Genomic DNA, 17593 nt, shown 5'->3' with positions numbered 1-17593 from the left:
GAAAAATCTGCCTATGTAAAAAAGGGACTAAAAAAAAGCAATGCCAAGAATTCCGGAAGCGAAGATAATACTGAGCGGGTGAAGTTTATGCTTAATTAAGCCATATAACCCCAAAACGACAATGATCAAGGTGCCAAGCGTCTGCCAGCTCATAAAGGCTTGTTCTTTTCCCATAAACCCGAAGCGAATCGCCGCAAAAATGATCAAGCCCGTAATGACTGGCCGCAAGCCGTAAAACACCTTTTTTATCCACTGATTATCCCTTGCCCGGTACAATAAAATCGAAAGTACAATCACAATGATGAGGGAAGGCAAGATCATACCGATGGTCGATACGACAGCTCCCCATGTACCGGCAACCCGATATCCAATCAAGGTCGCACTATTGGTTGCTACAGAGCCGGGAGCCATTCCAGCAATGGATACCATCTCTTGAAATTCCGTTTCCGATAACCATCCGCCCTGGAGCGCTTCATGCTGAATCATCGGGATAATGGCGTACCCCCCTCCAAAGGAGAGCAGGCCAATCTTGAAAAAGACAAAAAATAAATTCCAGATCACATGATGCCCTCCCTAGATGTAATATTCGGGGTAGTTCGACTCTTCCGGAGAAGTGTTCTGTCCCTCCTTCTCCATTCTTAGGTCAAGCCCCAGCCATCCTTTAATTTGCAGTATGATAAATCCAATAAATAGACCTGCAAGAATAGCATATAGAGGATTGATCCCAGTGAAGAGCAGAACAACCAACACAACAAGAGCTGTCGCGGCAGTAGCTTTATCAAAAATGGCACTCTTGGCCATTCGATAAGCAGCAACCACGATTAATGCAATGACAGCGGCGTGAATGCCTTTCATTGCAGCAGCAACCTTCGGCTGATCGGCAAGCTGCGTATAGATGGTGCTAAGTAAACAAACGATTGCAAACGTGGGGAGCGTGATACCTACAATGGCAGCAATAGCACCTAAAACCCCTGCCAGCCGATAGCCGATAAAGGCCGCAGCGTTGACCCCTACCCCTCCTGGGGCAGCCCCGGCCAAAGAAAGAATATCGTCCATTTCCTCTTCGCTAAGCCAATTCCGTTTCTCGGAAACTTCCCTCTCGATCATCGGGATCATCGCATATCCACCACCGAAGGTGACTGGACCAATGCGTAAGAATACCCAAAACAATCGGAATAAAAGACTTATCTTCAGGTTACTTCTCGTTATCGTATGGGTTTCAAAACCTCTTTTTATCGTTGTTCTCATAAACTTCATCCCTCTATGTTGTATCTGTCGTAATTTCATTATAACACTTTTTTCCGAAATGGAATTAAGTTTTTGTGAACGTGGAAATACATTTATTTCAATATGGGTTATACTTGATTGGAATAATTAAGGATTACTCGGAGGTATATCGTGGACAAACGCCCGGCATCCATTCCATCGCCAAAAAAACTACTATATGACTATATTGCAGAGCAAGGAACCGTATCCAAACTCGATCTTTTAAATGTATTTTCATTTACGAAAAGTACGATGACACGCATATTGGAAGAAATGACGAACGAGGGTTTGCTAATAGAATCCGGTTTTGGGGAATCTAGCGGAGGCAGAAGACCTATTTTGTATCAGATTAATCCATCCTACGGTTATATCTTGGGGTTAGAGATTTCCCGGGTGTACTCCTCCCTTGGATTATTCGATATGCATATGAACCCAAAATCCATTACGCATTGGCGGATGGATCAGACCTTCACGCCAGAGAGATTTCTGGAGCATGTCAGCCTTCAAACCCGTGCTTTTCTGAGGGACCATCAACTTGAAGAAAGTCAGATCATCGGTATGGGGATCGGAGCGGTCGGTCCGCTGAATCGGGAGAAGGGATTGATTCTAACCCCCCTGCATTTCCCTGCCGCAGGATGGAACAATTTCCCGATATGCAGACTGGTCGAGGAACAGCTCGGGTTCAAAGCCGTTTTGGACAACGGGGCTAATACGGCTCTGCTCGGGGAACGGTGGTCTATCCGTCATGCAAACATACAGCATATGCTGTATGTACATGCAGGAGCAGGTCTACGGTATGCGATGATGTCGCATGGACAGATTGTTCACGGCACGATGGACATGGAGGATGCAATAGGTGAAATGATTATCCAAACGGATGGCCCCCGGTTAAACAATAAGGGGAACTCCGGTGCTTTGGAGGCATTTGTTTCTCTCCAGGCCTTGGAACAGCGGGCACGCTCTGAGGCGAGCATGAGTCGTGATCAATTTCTCGACACCTATAAAGTAACGGCAGAGAATGTGAATTACGATGTATTGGTAAAGGCCCTCAGGGATGATCATCCCTATGCGTTGAAACTATTCACCGATGCCGCATTCCATTTCGGAATTGGTCTTGCCAACGTGATTAACCTGTTCCATCCTGAAACCATTATCCTGGGGGGCGCGCTAATTCAGTCCCATGAATTATTCTTCCGTACTGCCGTAGAGGTGGCACAGAACAATATTTACCGTTATCCCGAATACCGGCCTCAATTTTCTTTGGGTACCTTGAAGGAGGAAGCTGTTGTTACAGGCGCAGCGATTATGGTAAGAAATCAAATGGACCTCGGTATAAAATGAGTTTCTTCCAAACACCTATTCTTGTACATTCACAGCGACTTTGCTTCCGATAGTGTGTATTAAGGCGATTAACAATGGAATGATAGAGCCCTTGTGGAAGCAATCAACCGGTAGATTATAAAAAAAAATGGGTCTTGGATTTTTCTCCAAGACCCATTTTCCGTAGAGACTAAAATAATCGCTGCGATTACTGTTCCAAATACATTAACAATCTGTTGAACAAAACCGCTGCCTCAGCCCGGGACAAGTCACTTTTCGGATTGAGTTTAAAATCCGGTGTGCCTTGAATGAGGCCCAGATCGATGCAAATGGCCAATGCCTGCTTGGACCAGCTTCCTGCCCGATCCATATCTTTATAATTAGCCAGCACCTTGTCCGCATTAACTGACATTTCCGGCAGTTTGCCTTTCAATTCAAGCGCTCTTACCATAATAACAGCCATCTCTTCACGACTTAAAGGTTTCGCAGGTTCGAACAAACCGCCTGCATACCCCTTGAACAAGCCTGCATCCGTCGCAGCGCTAATATCATCTTTGTACCATTTGTCATTGGATACGTCCTTAAACGAGGTGGATCCACTCGCCTTAAGACCAAGTGCCCTGGTTAACATAGCTGCGATTTCTGAACGGTTAATGGTCCGGTTTGGAGCGAAGCTCTGCTCCGTTATGCCCTTGATAATGCCTCGGCTCACAAGAGCCTCAATATCCTTGTTCGCCCAGTGACCGACTGTGTCCACGAATGCCTTAGGCTTATTGGTATCGGTATCTGGCTTCGTTACCGGTTCATTATCCTTACCAGATCCATTGTCCGGATTTGAAGGAGTCTCCGGTTTCGTACCTGTGCCTGGGTTCGGTCCGTTACCTGGATCTGATCCTGTGCCTGGGTTCGATCCAGTGTCTGGATTTGTTCCTGGGTCCGTACCCGGATTTGTTCCTGGATTTGTTCCTGGGTTCGTACCCGGATCCGTACCTGGATTGCTGCTGTCCTTTGCCTTAACGTTTACAGTCGCAATCGCTTTGATGTCAGTCCCATTGACCGAACCTTTCACCTCGAATGTACCTTTCTGCGCATAACTCGAAGGATCTATCGATTCCCAGGCCACAGCAGCCTCCTGTGTTGTCTGATTGCTCAAGACCACCGTCACTTGTGCAGGCAGGATCGGAGCTGTACCAGCTACCGTTTCAACCTTGACATCTTTAATAGAAACAATGTTCAAGGCTGATACCAAACCTTTTATCGCGTTCTCAAGTTCTACTCGTGCTTCATCTAACAATGTGATCGTAGCGGTAGGATCCTTGATAAGCTTCTCGGCTTTATCCAGAGCTGCAGCCACATTGGCCCATGTCTCAGAAGTATAATCCGAACTCTTCAACATAAGAGCCTCATCGATCACTTGTTGCAGAAGCTCCTTCGAAGTGTCCACATCATTTTCCTTAATATAGAAGTTATCCAGAATAAAGGCGTAGTCGGATGTAGGGTTGCCCGCCCCTTTGGACACCATTTTAAAGATGACCTGGTAATCATCTTGATCACCCGTTGAGAACTGCTCCTGGAATCGGTTATAGCCGCCGGCTTCACCGACTTTATTACCGCTATTGGCTAAAGTGCTAAGTGTTTCTTTGAGCACTATATCTCCTGTGGAGCGTGACTGTACAGAGACTTCATAGCCGGCATACGCTTCCAGCGTGTAAATAAAACCCAATTCATATTCCGTGTTTGGTTCCAATTTGACACTGGATTCATTCATTTTAATTAATTGGCCAACATCCGTTTCATTCAATTTCAACGAATTCTCTCCGTCAAGAACCCAGGTCATCACTGGACCGACTTTATTCTCGGATGCTTGAACGATTGGATTATTGTCATGAGGGTTGCTTCGGTCAGATGCAATATGAATTTTTCTGCTTCCGCCGCCATACTCGAACGGCCCCCAACCTTCATACACATTTTCAAAATCCTCGTAGACAACGTAGCCCTTGTTCGTAGGATCCTTCTCCACCGTCGTATGCTTCCAAATGCGAGCATCATCAAATAGTACAGTACCCGCTCCCTCATCAGCTACAAGCCTGACGGTTGCCGTAGTAACCCCCTCAGGGACTTTGAATTCCACGCTCATTCTTTGCCACTTTGTATCCACGTATTTGAAAGACGATTTATGAATGCCGTCCTTCCCTGTCACTTCATTGGAATAGACTTTACCGTTTACCGTAACCTCAAGCGAGGACTTTCTTCCCTTTTCCGTCAGGGTCCATACCCCTACAGTGTAATCCTGACCCGGTTGCAGTCCGGTAATTTCCTGAGATAACACACCGGCTTTGCTGCCGACCTGTGCATATCTATTCCAATTCGAATTGTTCATTTCTTTGGTGATGTCGTATTCTGCATCTCCTTGAACAGTTTCGATTGTAATGTTAGCCGGATCATCGACTGTCCATGACCCCGGTTCATTGAACTGCTCTGAGTTGAAGGCAAAGTCCTTAATCAGGCTACCTTCTCCCCAATTACCTGCGTTAGGCACCAAGGTCAGCGCGTCGGCAGAAGCCGGATACAGTACATATGGCGTGTTTTTCTTTGCCTTGTCGATGGTAAGCGATCCATTCTGCGCATTAAGAGTTTCTACAAGAACTTTACCTTGTTGAGTCAACTCGTACATTTTAAACTGACCCACATCTTTAAATTCATCCGTCAATTCCCATGTGGTTGATCTACCCGTTGTATTCCAGTGGTACAGCTTCGCACCATCGTTAACGCCCAGGGTATTATTGGTCTTAATATCCCAAACCCATGGAATCAGAGAGTTGGCCTCGCCTGTATGACGAACCGATTCGTCGGTAGTCGTCCCCGTATCTTTCCAAGAAGAGATCAGCTTTCCGTTCTTGGTAAGCTCGATCATACCGGTGGCTTTATTCCGCTTAGACATTACTTCGTCATCAAAAGTGATTTGATCTTCCTCATATTTCAGCACACCGAAATGTTGCATATACTTCGTCGGTAGTACCTCATTGAAGAATACCGTTACACCTTGCTGTACATCCGGCTTGGAATCTCCCCAAGTTGTAACGCCCGGAATTTTCTGTCCTTTGAACAAGGCATTACCTACAAAAATATCCAGGTCATTCTTCACCATTCTTGAAAGAATACTGCTATTTCCTTTATTCGGGTATCCCAAATCCGGGCCCCAGTGAACAAAGCTTGCACCCGGCTCCATCGGACCGGCAAATTCTGTTCCGATTTTGATTCCAAGTTCATTGGCGTATTGCAACAACTTATAAGCGTTGTAGTCATTGCCTGTATACACGTCTATATAGTAGAAATCCAGCGCAGGGTCATTGGGGTCGTTAGGGTCCTTCGTGAGATTATACAGATTTGTGAACCGTGATTTCAGTTCCCCACCCAAAACTTCCTTCGTTTGATCTACATAATAGGCCGTATCGATCCAATCCCAACCTTTGGAGAGCCTATCTGTTTTCGGCCCATTCGCTGTGGCCCCGGTAAGGTTGGAGTAATACAATTCGTTGGCATCCAGTTGGTACTCTGTCGCATTCAAGTGAACGCCGACGCTGAGGTTGTACTTATCTCCCTCGTCAATCAAATAGTTGAATTCTTCCAATCCGCCTTGTCTTACGCCGATATTGGAATAGGAAGGAATGTCATCATCGTGCCCTTCCGCCTGATACCCCTTATGGAGGACCATCTGTCCAAAACCATCCGTATAGTTGTACAGAACTTTCCCTGTATCCAAACTGTTCAAGAACGGATCGTTCGCTTGGCTTGCAAAGTTGAAGGCAATGTACATCAGATTGTTCTTCATGTCCTGTGCGCCAAACGGCTCTCTGTAAATTTCCGTCCGGTAAGCGACGGCCGCATCCTGCCAATCCGTTTTCCCGTCGTTATTCCGTTCTCCGGTAATAACCACTTCATACCATGGCAGCGCTTCGGTCTCTTTGCTTTGAAGGTGACGATAAGTCCAACTGCCCGGCTTCACTGTTACTTTATTGACAAGCGGTTTCTTCTCGGTGGCAATAATCAATTTATTACCGCCGCTCATTACGTTGTTCTCTACCGATGCTCCGAGGCCATCTCCGCTTACCATAGCCATCGTAACTCCGCTCGTACCGCTTTGCTTCATAAGAGACAGGTTATCTACCAATTCTTCCGTAATTCCGTGCCACTGTCCATCCGATTTATTCCACGCATACGTTGCCTGATCCATCGAGCTGTTCACGTGGATCAGCGAATTGTTCAATTGGATTGAACGCACTAAGAAGTCTGAGTTCTCGGTAATTTTATCAATTTCAAAACGAACTACATGGTTCGCCTTGACCTCGAGATGTCCCTCCATCACAACGCCGATCTCATCAACCGTCATCGTATATTGATATTTACTGTCGCTCTCTTTTTTCGATACTGTGTGCGGCACATAATCCTTGTTGTTAATCTTCAAGCTGTTTGATTGCTCCACATCGGCCTGTAGCAAGTGATTATCGAGTTGATAATCTACAATACCCGGAAAATCCTTGTATACCGTAACCTTCAGGCCGTCCTTCTCGATCGTATCCGTCTCCGAATTTAGCTGCAGCTTAGGCAGTGACTCCAGTTCCATCATCTTCAATCGGCTGACGGTCAGATCCTTGGAGCTATACCAGGAACGAAGCCCAAACCAGCCTGGCTCTAAGGTCATTTTTTCTTCCGTTACCGTACCCAAATCCGTAGTTACGCCCTGGGAATCGGTAATTTTTAAACTAACCGTCGTTCCTACCAAACGAAGCTCGATGTGATAGAACGTATCTGCTTTCATCTGATAAGTACCAGGGAAGGAGACCTCATTCCCGTCTGCCGTGACTTTCCACTTCCCGTTAATATCGTGAACCACCGATACATACCGGTCGGCAGCCGACCCTCTTAATACAAATCCATACCGGCCACCATCGGATCCTGCAGACACGCTCGTTTTGAAATCAAAACTCACCTGCTGATCCATGAATTTCGGACTGTCCTTATCCACGGCGAGTGTCACTCCAGGCATGGTCAACTGAACTTGACCATCACCATGAGAGAGCACTTCCGGTTTACTACTATCAAGCGGGCCCCAGTTCTGCGCCGAATAGTCCGGTGTGTACACCCGAATTTCTTCAGCCGTGATTGCGTCAATCTGAATCTGGATCGCTTCGTGGCCGGCATTATAAATGCCAAAGTAGCCTTGCGCATATCCATTCACATTCGTACTGCCAACCTTAATTCCATTCACATAAAGACCTAACTCGTTCTCAATGATTTCTACGCGCAGCGTATAATCTTTGCCGGGTGCAAGGGCTGTAGCGCTGCCAATGTCAATGGCATCAGTGCTGCCGTCTTGCTTGTATTTCCAACTTCCCGGAGAGTCTTCATAAATCGAGATGTTCCCTACTTTGATGCCGGCAGCTCCATCCGCCTGCATTTTCACTTGATATATCCCGTTTGCCACTGGGGATACGTCTTTATTGACAGCAGTTGATCCCGCTTCAAGTGTGCCGTGCAGATATCCGCCCGAGATCTGCGGCGTACCGCTTAAACCTTCCCAATTGAGTACGGAATCGCTTTCATAATACTCTTCATACCTCATTTTATCGGCACCCACAGATGTATTCATCTCAGGGAACTCTTCGGTAAAGAGAATATTATCAATATAAATAGAATCCTGGGCACTCACCCCAAAACGTCCTTCTCCGAATTGCTGTCCTCCAGATAAGCTTGCGTGCAATTCAGCACCGTTAATGCTTAAGGTAACGGCTGAATTGGAATACTGGAGACCGATTTTATTCCAGCTATAAGGTTTAGGACTGAAATCGGTAATATCGGATGCAACAAAATCAATGTTGTCGGCACCCTTTTTCAATGTCCACTTCGTGCCTTCATATTTAACAACTGCGTCATCGCCGATCACAAATCCGAGATCATTTGACGTAGGTTTTACATCCAACATAAAGGTCGCACTTTGTAAGGATGGTGCATCCATATTGATTGCTTTGTGCGTGATCCCGGAGAGCTTTAATACTTTATTGCTGCCTTCCGTAAGAATCGTAGCATCGGCACCATTCCAGGTCCCCTTAATTCCATCTTCGAAATCATTGTTGTATTGTACAATTTGTTTGGGTTCAATGATCTGGTTCGTATACTGTACATTGTCAATCTGCAGCTCTACAGTGCTTCTGATGCGCAGACCGAAGCGCCCGGCCACTTCTGTAAATTGATCAAACGTAATGTCGCCTATGAGCTTTTTATTCATGTAAACCGTTATTGTTTTTTCGTTAAAATTGAACATGAGATTGTTCCAGCGTCCTTGAAGCGGGTAAGGGATATTCATCTTGCTTCCCCAACCGCTGCTGGATTCCGGTATCCATTGACTAGGATCTACCCCGATTTCACTAAAAATGCTCGCGTCATCGTTCATTCTGAATCCAAAAGCAAACCCTTGCCCACTCCCCAGCTTCTCCGGATTAATTAGTTTGAAATCTAAGGAGAGAGTGCCTTGTTGAATTTGCGGGGAATCCAAATCGACGCCACGTTCTTTTGACCCTTTTTTAAGGGAGAGTACTCTATTCCCCGTAAGATCAGTCACAACGGTGGCATTTAACCCTGACCAATTCGGGATATAACTCGGATCTTCATAATCTTGAACATAATTAATTACGTTTGAAGGTTTATCCTTCGTACCTGCGCCTGCGATGCGCAGCTCCTTAATGGTAACTTCTCCTGTTGCAAAGCGCTTGTATAGACCAACCTGGCCTAACCCGGACACCTGACTCATTAAATCCGTATCCTCATTGTAATACGTCTCTCCGTCCACAATAACCAAGAGCTTCGTACCGCTAAAGCCGATTTGAATGTGATAATCCGTATCCATTTTTAATTCCGGTCCTTTAAATGTTTCCCATTTGCCAGTCCCGTCCGGATTCTGAATGACCCAGGTAGTGCCGGCGTCATAACGGATAGACATCCCTTTTTGACTGTCGTTGGATCCCAGAACAAAACCGATATTACCTTGGCTTGTACTGGTATAACGCATCGTTGTATCAATGATGCCTGCGGAAAGCCAAGGAGCCTTATCCCATGTTGCTATCGCTCCGCTACTTCCCAAATTACTAATCGCTACTGTCAGTCCGTTATTAACAGAAGCCGATCCGTTTCCATGAACGAATGTCATGGCCTCGGGTTCCATAGACTGATAATTGTTCGTATAAGATACCATTTCTTGACCTTCAGGAACGTTGTTCTTTATTTCATCAAGAAAGCTCTCCAGATCTACCTTATCACTTGGAACCTCAGGCTTATCCATAACCGTGACTGCAGCTTCAGCTTTGACGCTCGTATCCTGCACGCTTCCCTCTACGCTAAAAGTACCCGCCTGCGCATAGTCCGAAGGATCGATCGAATCCCAGGTTACTGCAACTTCCGTGGTGGTGGTATCGCTATACACTGCTTGCACTACTGAAGGAAGTAACGGCTGCTCACCTACGTAAGTTTCAACTGAAATTTTAGGAATACTGACTATTATTTTTTCTTCTGCCGCAATGGGAGAATCTCCGCCGCCTTCTTCTGCTGCAAAAGAAGAGTTCCCCGGAATAAGTATCAACTGACTGAAAGCCATTAACAAAACCATCATCCAGATAAGAAATCTAGGCATCTTGTTATTACTTTTTTTCCGCACGTATTAGCCCCTCCTACTATGGTTTCAAATTGCCTTACATAACACGTAAGCGCTTGCAAATAATTTTTACCACCAACTCCTTTTGGGTTTTCATCTGGATTTTCAGTACATTGGTTGTCCCGGGATCATGTTCCTCTTGCCGGGACAACCTCTTCTATTTACAATGGGCCACATTTTAAATCTCGTACCACTTGATCTCATTCGCTTCCAGCTTCAGTGAGAAGCTGGAACCGTCACCGCGATAAACGACCGTTTCCTGCGGCTCATACGTATTGTTCACCACGCAGTATTTGCCGTTCTTTACATAGGCGTGAACTTCTACATTATAGTTCTCGCTGAACCAGCGGTTCAGCTCATGGTCACTGCTGGCGCTCCAAAGGATCGCACGGTACAATAGGCGGCTGTTCTCAAAGCTGTACGGCAAACCGCTAATATATACGCTTCGCCCCTGACCGAATTCATTCACTGCGAGTTGAACTTCCTTGTCCTTTTGACGGAGAATCGTAGTGCCTTCGAGGGCAAAAATATTCTTTTTGCCTTCGCCAAAGTCGATTTCCTTGCTTCCGTCCAGATTTGTTTTGCAATCCGCTGTAATGAAATGATCATGCTCCTCCCAGTTATACTTATCGTATCCCAGGGTAAAGCCGCGTTCTTCTTCTACGCCGAGAACATTTGCCAGCTGGAAGAAGCGTCCTTGGGCTTGATGCGCTGTGGGCTCGCCAACACCAATCAATCCGCCGCCTTTATGAACAAAGCTTTTTACCGCGGTAACGATATCGGTATCGAGCCACCACTCCCCGCCCGTATAGGCTGTATCCGCATCACCAACATTTAATATCACATCAATTCCATCTAAAACGGAAGGATCTTCTTTAATATCGTCAAAGCTGATGAATCTCACATCGAAAGGCGCCCCGGAAAGTGCTTCAATAATGCCGGCATAACTGTAATTTTGCTTGTAGTACAGTGCGTGATGGACCATATGGTTGCCCCAGGCCCGCATTTTACCCCAACAGTTAAGCACGGCTACCGTTTTAACATAGTACGGTGTCGTCCCCTGCACGTTGTCATAGAGGGTACGGAACTCATCCGTAACGCTTTCTACATAGTCAACAAACTCTGGAAAATCAAGGGCAAGCTTCAGATATCCGCCGTAGCCGATCCGGTCAATGGGTTTACGAAGGATCGCGCGTCTGGCGGTAACCCAATTCACTTTGGCTTCTTTAACGGGATCTCCACCTTCATGGAAGGTATCGGGAAAAAAGTAAGGCAAGAAACGGCCTTCCGTGTATTTAACGCCGGGAATGTCACTGATCAATCTTAGCGTCGAACCGTTGCCTACACTGCCTACTACGGCATCAAGACCGATCGAAGCAAATTCCTCCATAAACGGCTCGGTGCCGATCCAATGATCACCCAGGAACATCATGGCTTCCTTACCATATTCGTGGGTAATATCGACCATTTCTTTAGCCAGCTTTGCCACTTCGCGCCGCTGGAATGCTTGGAAATCTCGGAACTCCTTGCTGGGGATCCGATAGTTGTTGTTGTAATAGCCTTGATCGATTATAAATTCAGGTCTGAACCTATACCCGACCTCCTCCTCAAACTGTTCGAGGATATAGGGGCTCACAGACGCCGAATAACCGTACCAATCTACGTATTTCTCCCGAGCAAGCTCATCGAATATGAGTGTGAATTGATGGAAGAAGGTTGTGTATCGAATGACGTTGACATAAGGATGATCGTCAATGAATTTACGAATCCGCTGCATCGTGAATTCACGGGTTTTCGGCTGGCGAACATCAAAGGTCATTTGACGCTCGAAGTCCTTCCAATCGTTGGTGACCGCATTGTACATATGAACCGGGTCCCACATAATGTAAGCCAAAAAACTAACGGTATAATCATGGAACGGATGAGTTGAAATGGTCACATGGCCGGTTTGGTCGTCATAGCTCCATTGTTCGATCGGAACGACCTCTCCGGTCGTACGATCGACGACTTCCCACCAGCGCTGAATATCGTCGTGGGAGTTCACTTTGAGCATGTCCGGATAAAGACCCTTCATGAGGTGAATGGACAGGCTCCCGCCTTCTGCCGTATAAAACGGTGTCATCAAATACATTTGCTGAATTTCGTCTGGATTGGCTTTGGCCCATGTGTTATCCTTCCGGGTTGTATAGTAAGTGGAATAGACCTTGGCATCGACATCCTGCAGTTCGGCTGGGAATTCAGTGCCATCGCAGTCGCGGACAGCGTCCGCTCCCCAGCGTTTCATGATCTCCAGCGTTTGCGGAATGACGTCAATATCAGTAGGTATCGTCACACGTCCTCGTTTTGTATTCATGGATGGAAAACTCCTTTATTTATATTTACGGTTGTATAGCCACAGCAGCGTGATCAGCATAGCAAGCCCCAGCAGCATAAGCCCTAGTCCGGGAGCACCGATGTCCTTTTGCCCGACAATAACCAATCCGACCCCGACGATAAAAACAATCAGCATCAACAAAGTACGCAGATAATTCTTTAGGAAATCATTCATCGTAAGCACCTTATCCTTTCAGCCCGCCCATGGTCATGCCCTGGGTAAGCTTCTTCTGCACCAGCATATAAATAATCAGCGTTGGCAGCATGACTAGTACAAGACCTGCATACATCTGACCGTATTCCACCGCCGATTTTTGTGCGGCCATCAGGTTCATCAAGCCGACTGGCAATGTTTTGAGGGCCGGTTTGGTCAGGAGGGTCATGGAGATGATGTACTCATTCCAGAAAGATAGGAAATTGAAGAGGATAACCGTTACAATGCTGGGTTTAGCCATCGGCATAATAATCTGCACCATGGTGCGGAAATAACCAGCGCCATCCACGGATGCGGCTTCCTCGTATTCTTTAGGCAGGGATTTAAAGTATCCCGACATCAGGTAGATCGTGAAAGACAGTGACATTGCAGCATAAACAATAGCCAGAACAAACAGGTTGTTTAGCAAGACGGGATGTCCCAGAACACTGCGAAGTGCCTTGTCTCCGTTGTTGAGCATGAGAAAGATAGGAACGACGATATAGTTGACATTAATAAACAAGCCGGCCATAAACATCGTAGTCCAAATTCCGTTTCCTCTGAATTTGAATCGTGACAGCACATACGCCGCCGGTAACGCGACAATCAACAGAATTGCCAGTGCGAAGACCGTCACCAACACAGAGTTAAGCATGAAAGAACCCATTTTGGCCTTCAGCCAGGCATCGGCAAAGTTTTGAAGATGAATTCCAACCGGGAGCGCCCAGGGGTTACCATAAAACTCGCTGTCTTGTTTGACGGAGGCCATGAACGCCCATAGAACAGGAATAAGGATGATGATGGCTAAAGCAATCAGCACAACATAAATCAAGCCTTTATATAATTTGTTGCTAACGCCTTGGAGAGAGCGGTTGTCTGTTTTCATCGTTTTCCCTCCTCAATATTCCAAATGCTCTCGTCTGGTAACTGCGTTCAGGATGCCGGCGAGTGCAAATGAAAATAGGAACACAATTACGCCGATGGCCATTCCGTAGCCATACGAGGAGTTGGTATACGCTTCTTTGTACATATAGCTCAGGAATACTTCGGTTGCACCATCGGGCCCTCCGCTCGTCATCGTCATGACGAACAGGAAGCTCATATTAATCGTACTGATGATGAAAAAGGTGAGCGTCGTACGGATATTCGTCCAGATTAATGGGATCGTAATTTCGAAGAACTGAGTCATCCGGCCTGCACCCTCAAGCTCGGCCGATTCATATAGGCTCTCGGGGATATTGGCCATACTTGCCATGTACATGACCATGTAATAGCCGATGGCCTGCCAAATCATAGCGCCTGCAAGACTAAAAATAACGATTTTGTGATCTCCCAGCCATAGAATGGGCTCCCCTTGAAATCCGCGAAACAAGTTCAGGAATGCGTTCAAAAGCCCGCTGTTCGGGTCGTAAATCGCAGAGAAGATTGCACTAATAACGACCACTGACAGAATGTTAGGAATATAGAAGACAACGCGGAAGAAGTTTTGCCCCTTTAGCTTTTCACGAGTGAGCATCGATGCAAACAAGAGCGCGAAGGCAAAGGTCACGATCGTAACGATCACAATGAGCAGAACACTGTTCTGAAAGGTCTGATAGAACTTATCACTCTGAAACAGCTTGCTAAAATTCTGAAAGCCTATAAAGGTCTTGTTATCGGTGTAGCCGCCCCACTTATATAAAGACATCCGAAAAACATCAATTGTAGGAATGATTAAAAAAATAACGAAAAGGAGAACGGCAGGTGCTAGACAGAAGAAGATAAAACGTCCTCTTCCTTTTTTCGTATCCATGGTTTCTCTCTCCTTCATACGGTCAGAATAATGGTGGCCAGCACAGGCTGCCACCATTTATTCTGAGATATTCTTAAGACTTCCGCCCTCTTAATTATTTCAATGCACCACGAAGTTCATCACTAGCTTTAATGATTCCGTCAACCCACTCTTGCTGCGTCTTGGCACCTGTCACCAAGGAATCAATGGAACGGAATACCGTGTCTGAAATGTTCACGCCTTCAACGGGATCCGTTGTAGCAAATGCGCCCATAGCGGCCTTAGCGCCATTATCATAGATGCTGTAGAAGAGCTTGTTGTCTCCGTCCAACTTGTCGGACATGCCTTTAATCGGTTGAACCGCGCCAACTTTGGCAAAAATAGCCGCTGCTTCTTCGGAGTACAGATAAGCGATGAATTGTTTTGCCAGATCCGCGTTTTCTGCTTTGGCAGGAACCCAGATTTGTTCAAAGAAGGTGTAAGAATAACGGTCGCCGCCATCTTTCAAGGCCGGCAATGCTGTGAAGCCCCATTTGAACCCATCCGCGCGAGGAGCCTTGCTCATCTCACCGACGACCCAAGTACCGTTTGGCATAAAGAGCGCTTTGTTATCCAAAATTAACTGCTGGTTTTTAGTAAAATTGTCTTTGTTGGCATTTGCCGGAACTGTTTTTTCCGTGTAGGTTGTCGTTAGTTTAGAAATCAGATCAAATGCTTGCTGAGCTTCGGCCGTTTCCCATATTCCTTCGGTGTAGCTCGTTGCTTTATTGAAGAAATCTGCTCCGCCCACTTCGTTCAATAAAGCATAAAAGAAGGAATCAAAGTAACCTGGCATCGGATAAGCGAACAATGAAATGCCTTCCGCTTTGACTTTATCGCCTAAAGCCCACATTTCATCCCAAGTCGTTGGAACTTCCCAGCCCTTTTGCTCAAATAGACCTGCGTTATAGAACAAACCGGTAGGGCTGTAGAACATCGGCATAAGATACGTTTTACCGTCATTGTAAGGATTGGTAATCGTCGTATCAGTAAAGCCCGGGATTAGCTTATCTTTCACGGTAACTTCTTCACCTGGAACCGTCATAGACAGCACGTCCGTCAGATCGGTCAAGTTATTATCTTTTACGAAGGTTTCGGTCAAGCCTTTGACCTGACCTGTGGCCAAATGGATGACATCCGGAAAATCGCCCGATTTCATACCGGGTCCAATGACATCCTCAATATTTTTATCGATGGTCGTTTCAACATTTACACCTGGAGTGGCTTTTTCGAATGCGGCTGTGATCTCTTTCCATACATCAGCACCGTAAGCGGTTTCCAAAGCAGCTAACTTAAGTGTGCGCGTTTCACCGGAGTTTGCTTTTGTATCCGATGAATCCGTAGTCGTACCAGAAGCACTTTCTGTAGAACCGCCACATGCTGCAAGGCTAAGAGTTAATGCTGCCGTAATTGCAAGGCTAAGAATCTTTTTCATACATTCATTCCCCCTCGATATTTCTTTTTTTGGTGATGTAACGTAATCGCTTTCAAAATTCTTCTTACCCTTCTAACTTATCTTATCGGGCTGTTTTTCATCTACATACATGTTGCCGTTGATTTTAGATATCTTGCTATTATAATAAGTTTATAAATAAAAATCGATCAAATTATTCATAGCAAATCATTTAGAAAGGACGGGGACATATGGGGAATGTACGCTATTGGCTTCCTGGAAAAGGACGTGGGGAGATTCCCGCAAAGCTAATCTATGTCAGCTCCTCCATTTATGAAGGAGATTGGTTCAGTATCCGTCATACCCATAGTTTTGCCGAGCTGTTCTATGTCCGAAGCGGTCAGGGGAATTTCATTGTCGAGGACGATATTTATCCGGTAAAGCAGGATGACCTTGTCATCGTGAATCCGAATGTGGAGCATACCGAGGTTTCCGTTAGCAGTGATCCTCTGGAATATGTGGTGCTCGGGGTTGAGGGAATGAGCTTTGATTTTGGGAATCGAAGCGGCAGCCTAAATCATAAGATCATCAATTATTGGAATCAGAGAGATGAGCTATTGTTCTATTTTAATGCGATGCTGCGGGAAACAGAAAACAAGGAAGAGAATTATGAGGCCATCTGTCAAAACTTACTCGAGGTTGTCATCATAAGCTTAATGCGGAGCTCCAGTCACCCCTTCTCCGTTGTGGCTACCCAAAGGGCTAATAAGGTATGCAGCCGGATCAAGCGGTACATCGACTCCAATTATGCAGAAGATATCTCGCTCGACTCACTGGCAGACAAGGCGCACATCAGTAAATATTATTTGTCGCACACCTTTGCCAGATTTTATGGGATGTCACCCATTAATTATTTAAATGAGGTTCGACTACGTGCGAGCAAGGAATTGCTTGAAACCACGGATCTTTCCATTTCTCAAATTGCCGAGTCCACCGGTTTCTCCTCTCAAAGCTATTTCTCCCAAAGCTTCCGCCGAACCTGTGGCTTAACTCCAAGCGCTTACCGAAGTCAGTCGAAGCGGGTTTAGTTTTACATTCAGTAAAGAGGGAAATCCGAATTACTACCTCGGCTCGCCGATCCTAGATATACCATCGCCTAAAAAGAACTCCGAAAACCCTTGAATGTAGTGGTTTTCGGAGTTTCTTTCATTATTCCCATTTGATCATCGCCGGCGGCTTGATCGTGATGTCGCAGACGACGCGGAGCACTCCAGTCAGTGAATCGACAGGGAATTGACAAACGTTTACGGCGTCAAATCGGAAACCCCGATGTACGTCTTCGTTACTGGAAACTTCCTGGATTCTTGTCGACATTTTGCCTTAACCTCTTCGACTTGTGTTACTTTGAAAGTAAGTTTAATCAAAAATTCCTCACAAGCCAGCATTTTACGATAAATAAAAAAACAATCGCGCCCAATTGCCGAATATGGACAGCATATTTTTCCCTTGAAATTAGTAACAATAAGCCGTTTA

General features: G+C 46.0%; 11 protein-coding genes. 2 read left to right on the top strand and 9 right to left on the bottom strand.

The window, feature by feature from the left end:
• Positions 1–27: 27 nt before the first annotated feature.
• The gene (locus AM231_RS20530) at positions 28–561 is read right to left on the bottom strand and encodes a chromate transporter (protein ID WP_054404293.1); all 534 of its coding nucleotides are present in this window, start codon (positions 559–561) and stop codon (positions 28–30) included.
• Between the two features lie 12 nt (positions 562–573).
• On the bottom strand, positions 574–1248 hold the full coding sequence (locus AM231_RS20525) for a chromate transporter (RefSeq protein WP_054404292.1): 675 nt from the start codon (positions 1246–1248) through the stop codon (positions 574–576).
• 150 nt (positions 1249–1398) lie between these two features.
• Here AM231_RS20525 and AM231_RS20520 point away from each other — a divergent pair, with 150 nt between their 5' ends.
• Positions 1399–2607, top strand: a complete 1209-nt coding sequence (locus tag AM231_RS20520) for an ROK family protein (RefSeq protein ID WP_054404291.1) — start codon at positions 1399–1401, stop codon at positions 2605–2607.
• 187 nt (positions 2608–2794) lie between these two features.
• Here the strand turns inward: AM231_RS20520 and AM231_RS20515 are convergent, their stop codons facing one another.
• The 6 genes from AM231_RS20515 to AM231_RS20490 all read right to left on the bottom strand — a co-directional run bounded on the left by AM231_RS20515 (position 2795) and on the right by AM231_RS20490 (position 16102).
• Positions 2795–10270 carry an endo-alpha-N-acetylgalactosaminidase family protein gene (locus tag AM231_RS20515; RefSeq protein ID WP_207383659.1) on the bottom strand — a complete coding sequence of 2492 codons (7476 nt, stop codon included), beginning with the start codon at positions 10268–10270 and terminating at the stop codon, positions 2795–2797.
• A 199-nt stretch (positions 10271–10469) separates the two neighbouring features.
• Positions 10470–12644 carry a 1,3-beta-galactosyl-N-acetylhexosamine phosphorylase gene (gnpA, locus tag AM231_RS20510; RefSeq protein ID WP_054404289.1) on the bottom strand — a complete coding sequence of 725 codons (2175 nt, stop codon included), beginning with the start codon at positions 12642–12644 and terminating at the stop codon, positions 10470–10472.
• Positions 12645–12659: 15 nt separating this feature from the next.
• A complete protein-coding gene (locus AM231_RS20505; protein WP_053491341.1) occupies positions 12660–12839 on the bottom strand; it encodes a DUF6903 family protein in 180 nt (59 codons plus the stop codon).
• A 10-nt stretch (positions 12840–12849) separates the two neighbouring features.
• A complete protein-coding gene (locus tag AM231_RS20500) occupies positions 12850–13743 on the bottom strand; it encodes a carbohydrate ABC transporter permease (protein ID WP_053491340.1) in 894 nt (297 codons plus the stop codon).
• Positions 13744–13755: 12 nt separating this feature from the next.
• On the bottom strand, positions 13756–14649 hold the full coding sequence (locus tag AM231_RS20495) for a carbohydrate ABC transporter permease (protein ID WP_054404288.1): 894 nt from the start codon (positions 14647–14649) through the stop codon (positions 13756–13758).
• Between the two features lie 94 nt (positions 14650–14743).
• Positions 14744–16102 carry a carbohydrate ABC transporter substrate-binding protein gene (locus AM231_RS20490; RefSeq protein WP_054404287.1) on the bottom strand — a complete coding sequence of 453 codons (1359 nt, stop codon included), beginning with the start codon at positions 16100–16102 and terminating at the stop codon, positions 14744–14746.
• Between the two features lie 209 nt (positions 16103–16311).
• Here AM231_RS20490 and AM231_RS20485 point away from each other — a divergent pair, with 209 nt between their 5' ends.
• Positions 16312–17148: a helix-turn-helix domain-containing protein gene (locus AM231_RS20485; RefSeq protein WP_054404286.1), complete on the top strand. Its 837-nt coding sequence runs from the start codon at positions 16312–16314 to the stop codon at positions 17146–17148.
• A 121-nt stretch (positions 17149–17269) separates the two neighbouring features.
• Here AM231_RS20485 and AM231_RS29230 read toward each other — a convergent pair whose 3' ends face one another.
• A complete protein-coding gene (locus AM231_RS29230) occupies positions 17270–17434 on the bottom strand; it encodes a hypothetical protein (protein ID WP_165593449.1) in 165 nt (54 codons plus the stop codon).
• Between the last annotated feature and the right edge of the window lie 159 nt (positions 17435–17593).

Source organism: Paenibacillus solani (assembly GCF_001277345.1).
In the GTDB taxonomy this organism is placed as follows: domain Bacteria; phylum Bacillota; class Bacilli; order Paenibacillales; family Paenibacillaceae; genus Paenibacillus_AQ; species Paenibacillus_AQ solani.
The sequence above is the reverse complement of the archived record's forward strand: the minus strand, read 5'-3'. Positions and strand labels throughout refer to the sequence as shown.

Bases quoted from the DNA above. Each gene is read 5' to 3' on its own strand.
- AM231_RS20505 (WP_053491341.1), bottom strand. From the start codon at position 12,839: ATGAATGATTTCCTAAAGAATTATCTGCGTACTTTGTTGATGCTGATT.
- AM231_RS20515 (WP_207383659.1), bottom strand. From the start codon at position 10,270: ATGCCTAGATTTCTTATCTGGATGATGGTTTTGTTAATGGCTTTCAGT.
- AM231_RS29230 (WP_165593449.1), bottom strand. From the start codon at position 17,434: ATGTCGACAAGAATCCAGGAAGTTTCCAGTAACGAAGACGTACATCGG.
- AM231_RS20525 (WP_054404292.1), bottom strand. From the start codon at position 1,248: ATGAGAACAACGATAAAAAGAGGTTTTGAAACCCATACGATAACGAGA.
- AM231_RS20495 (WP_054404288.1), bottom strand. From the start codon at position 14,649: ATGGATACGAAAAAAGGAAGAGGACGTTTTATCTTCTTCTGTCTAGCA.
- AM231_RS20500 (WP_053491340.1), bottom strand. From the start codon at position 13,743: ATGAAAACAGACAACCGCTCTCTCCAAGGCGTTAGCAACAAATTATAT.
- gnpA (WP_054404289.1), bottom strand. From the start codon at position 12,644: ATGAATACAAAACGAGGACGTGTGACGATACCTACTGATATTGACGTC.
- AM231_RS20485 (WP_054404286.1), top strand. From the start codon at position 16,312: ATGGGGAATGTACGCTATTGGCTTCCTGGAAAAGGACGTGGGGAGATT.
- AM231_RS20490 (WP_054404287.1), bottom strand. From the start codon at position 16,102: ATGAAAAAGATTCTTAGCCTTGCAATTACGGCAGCATTAACTCTTAGC.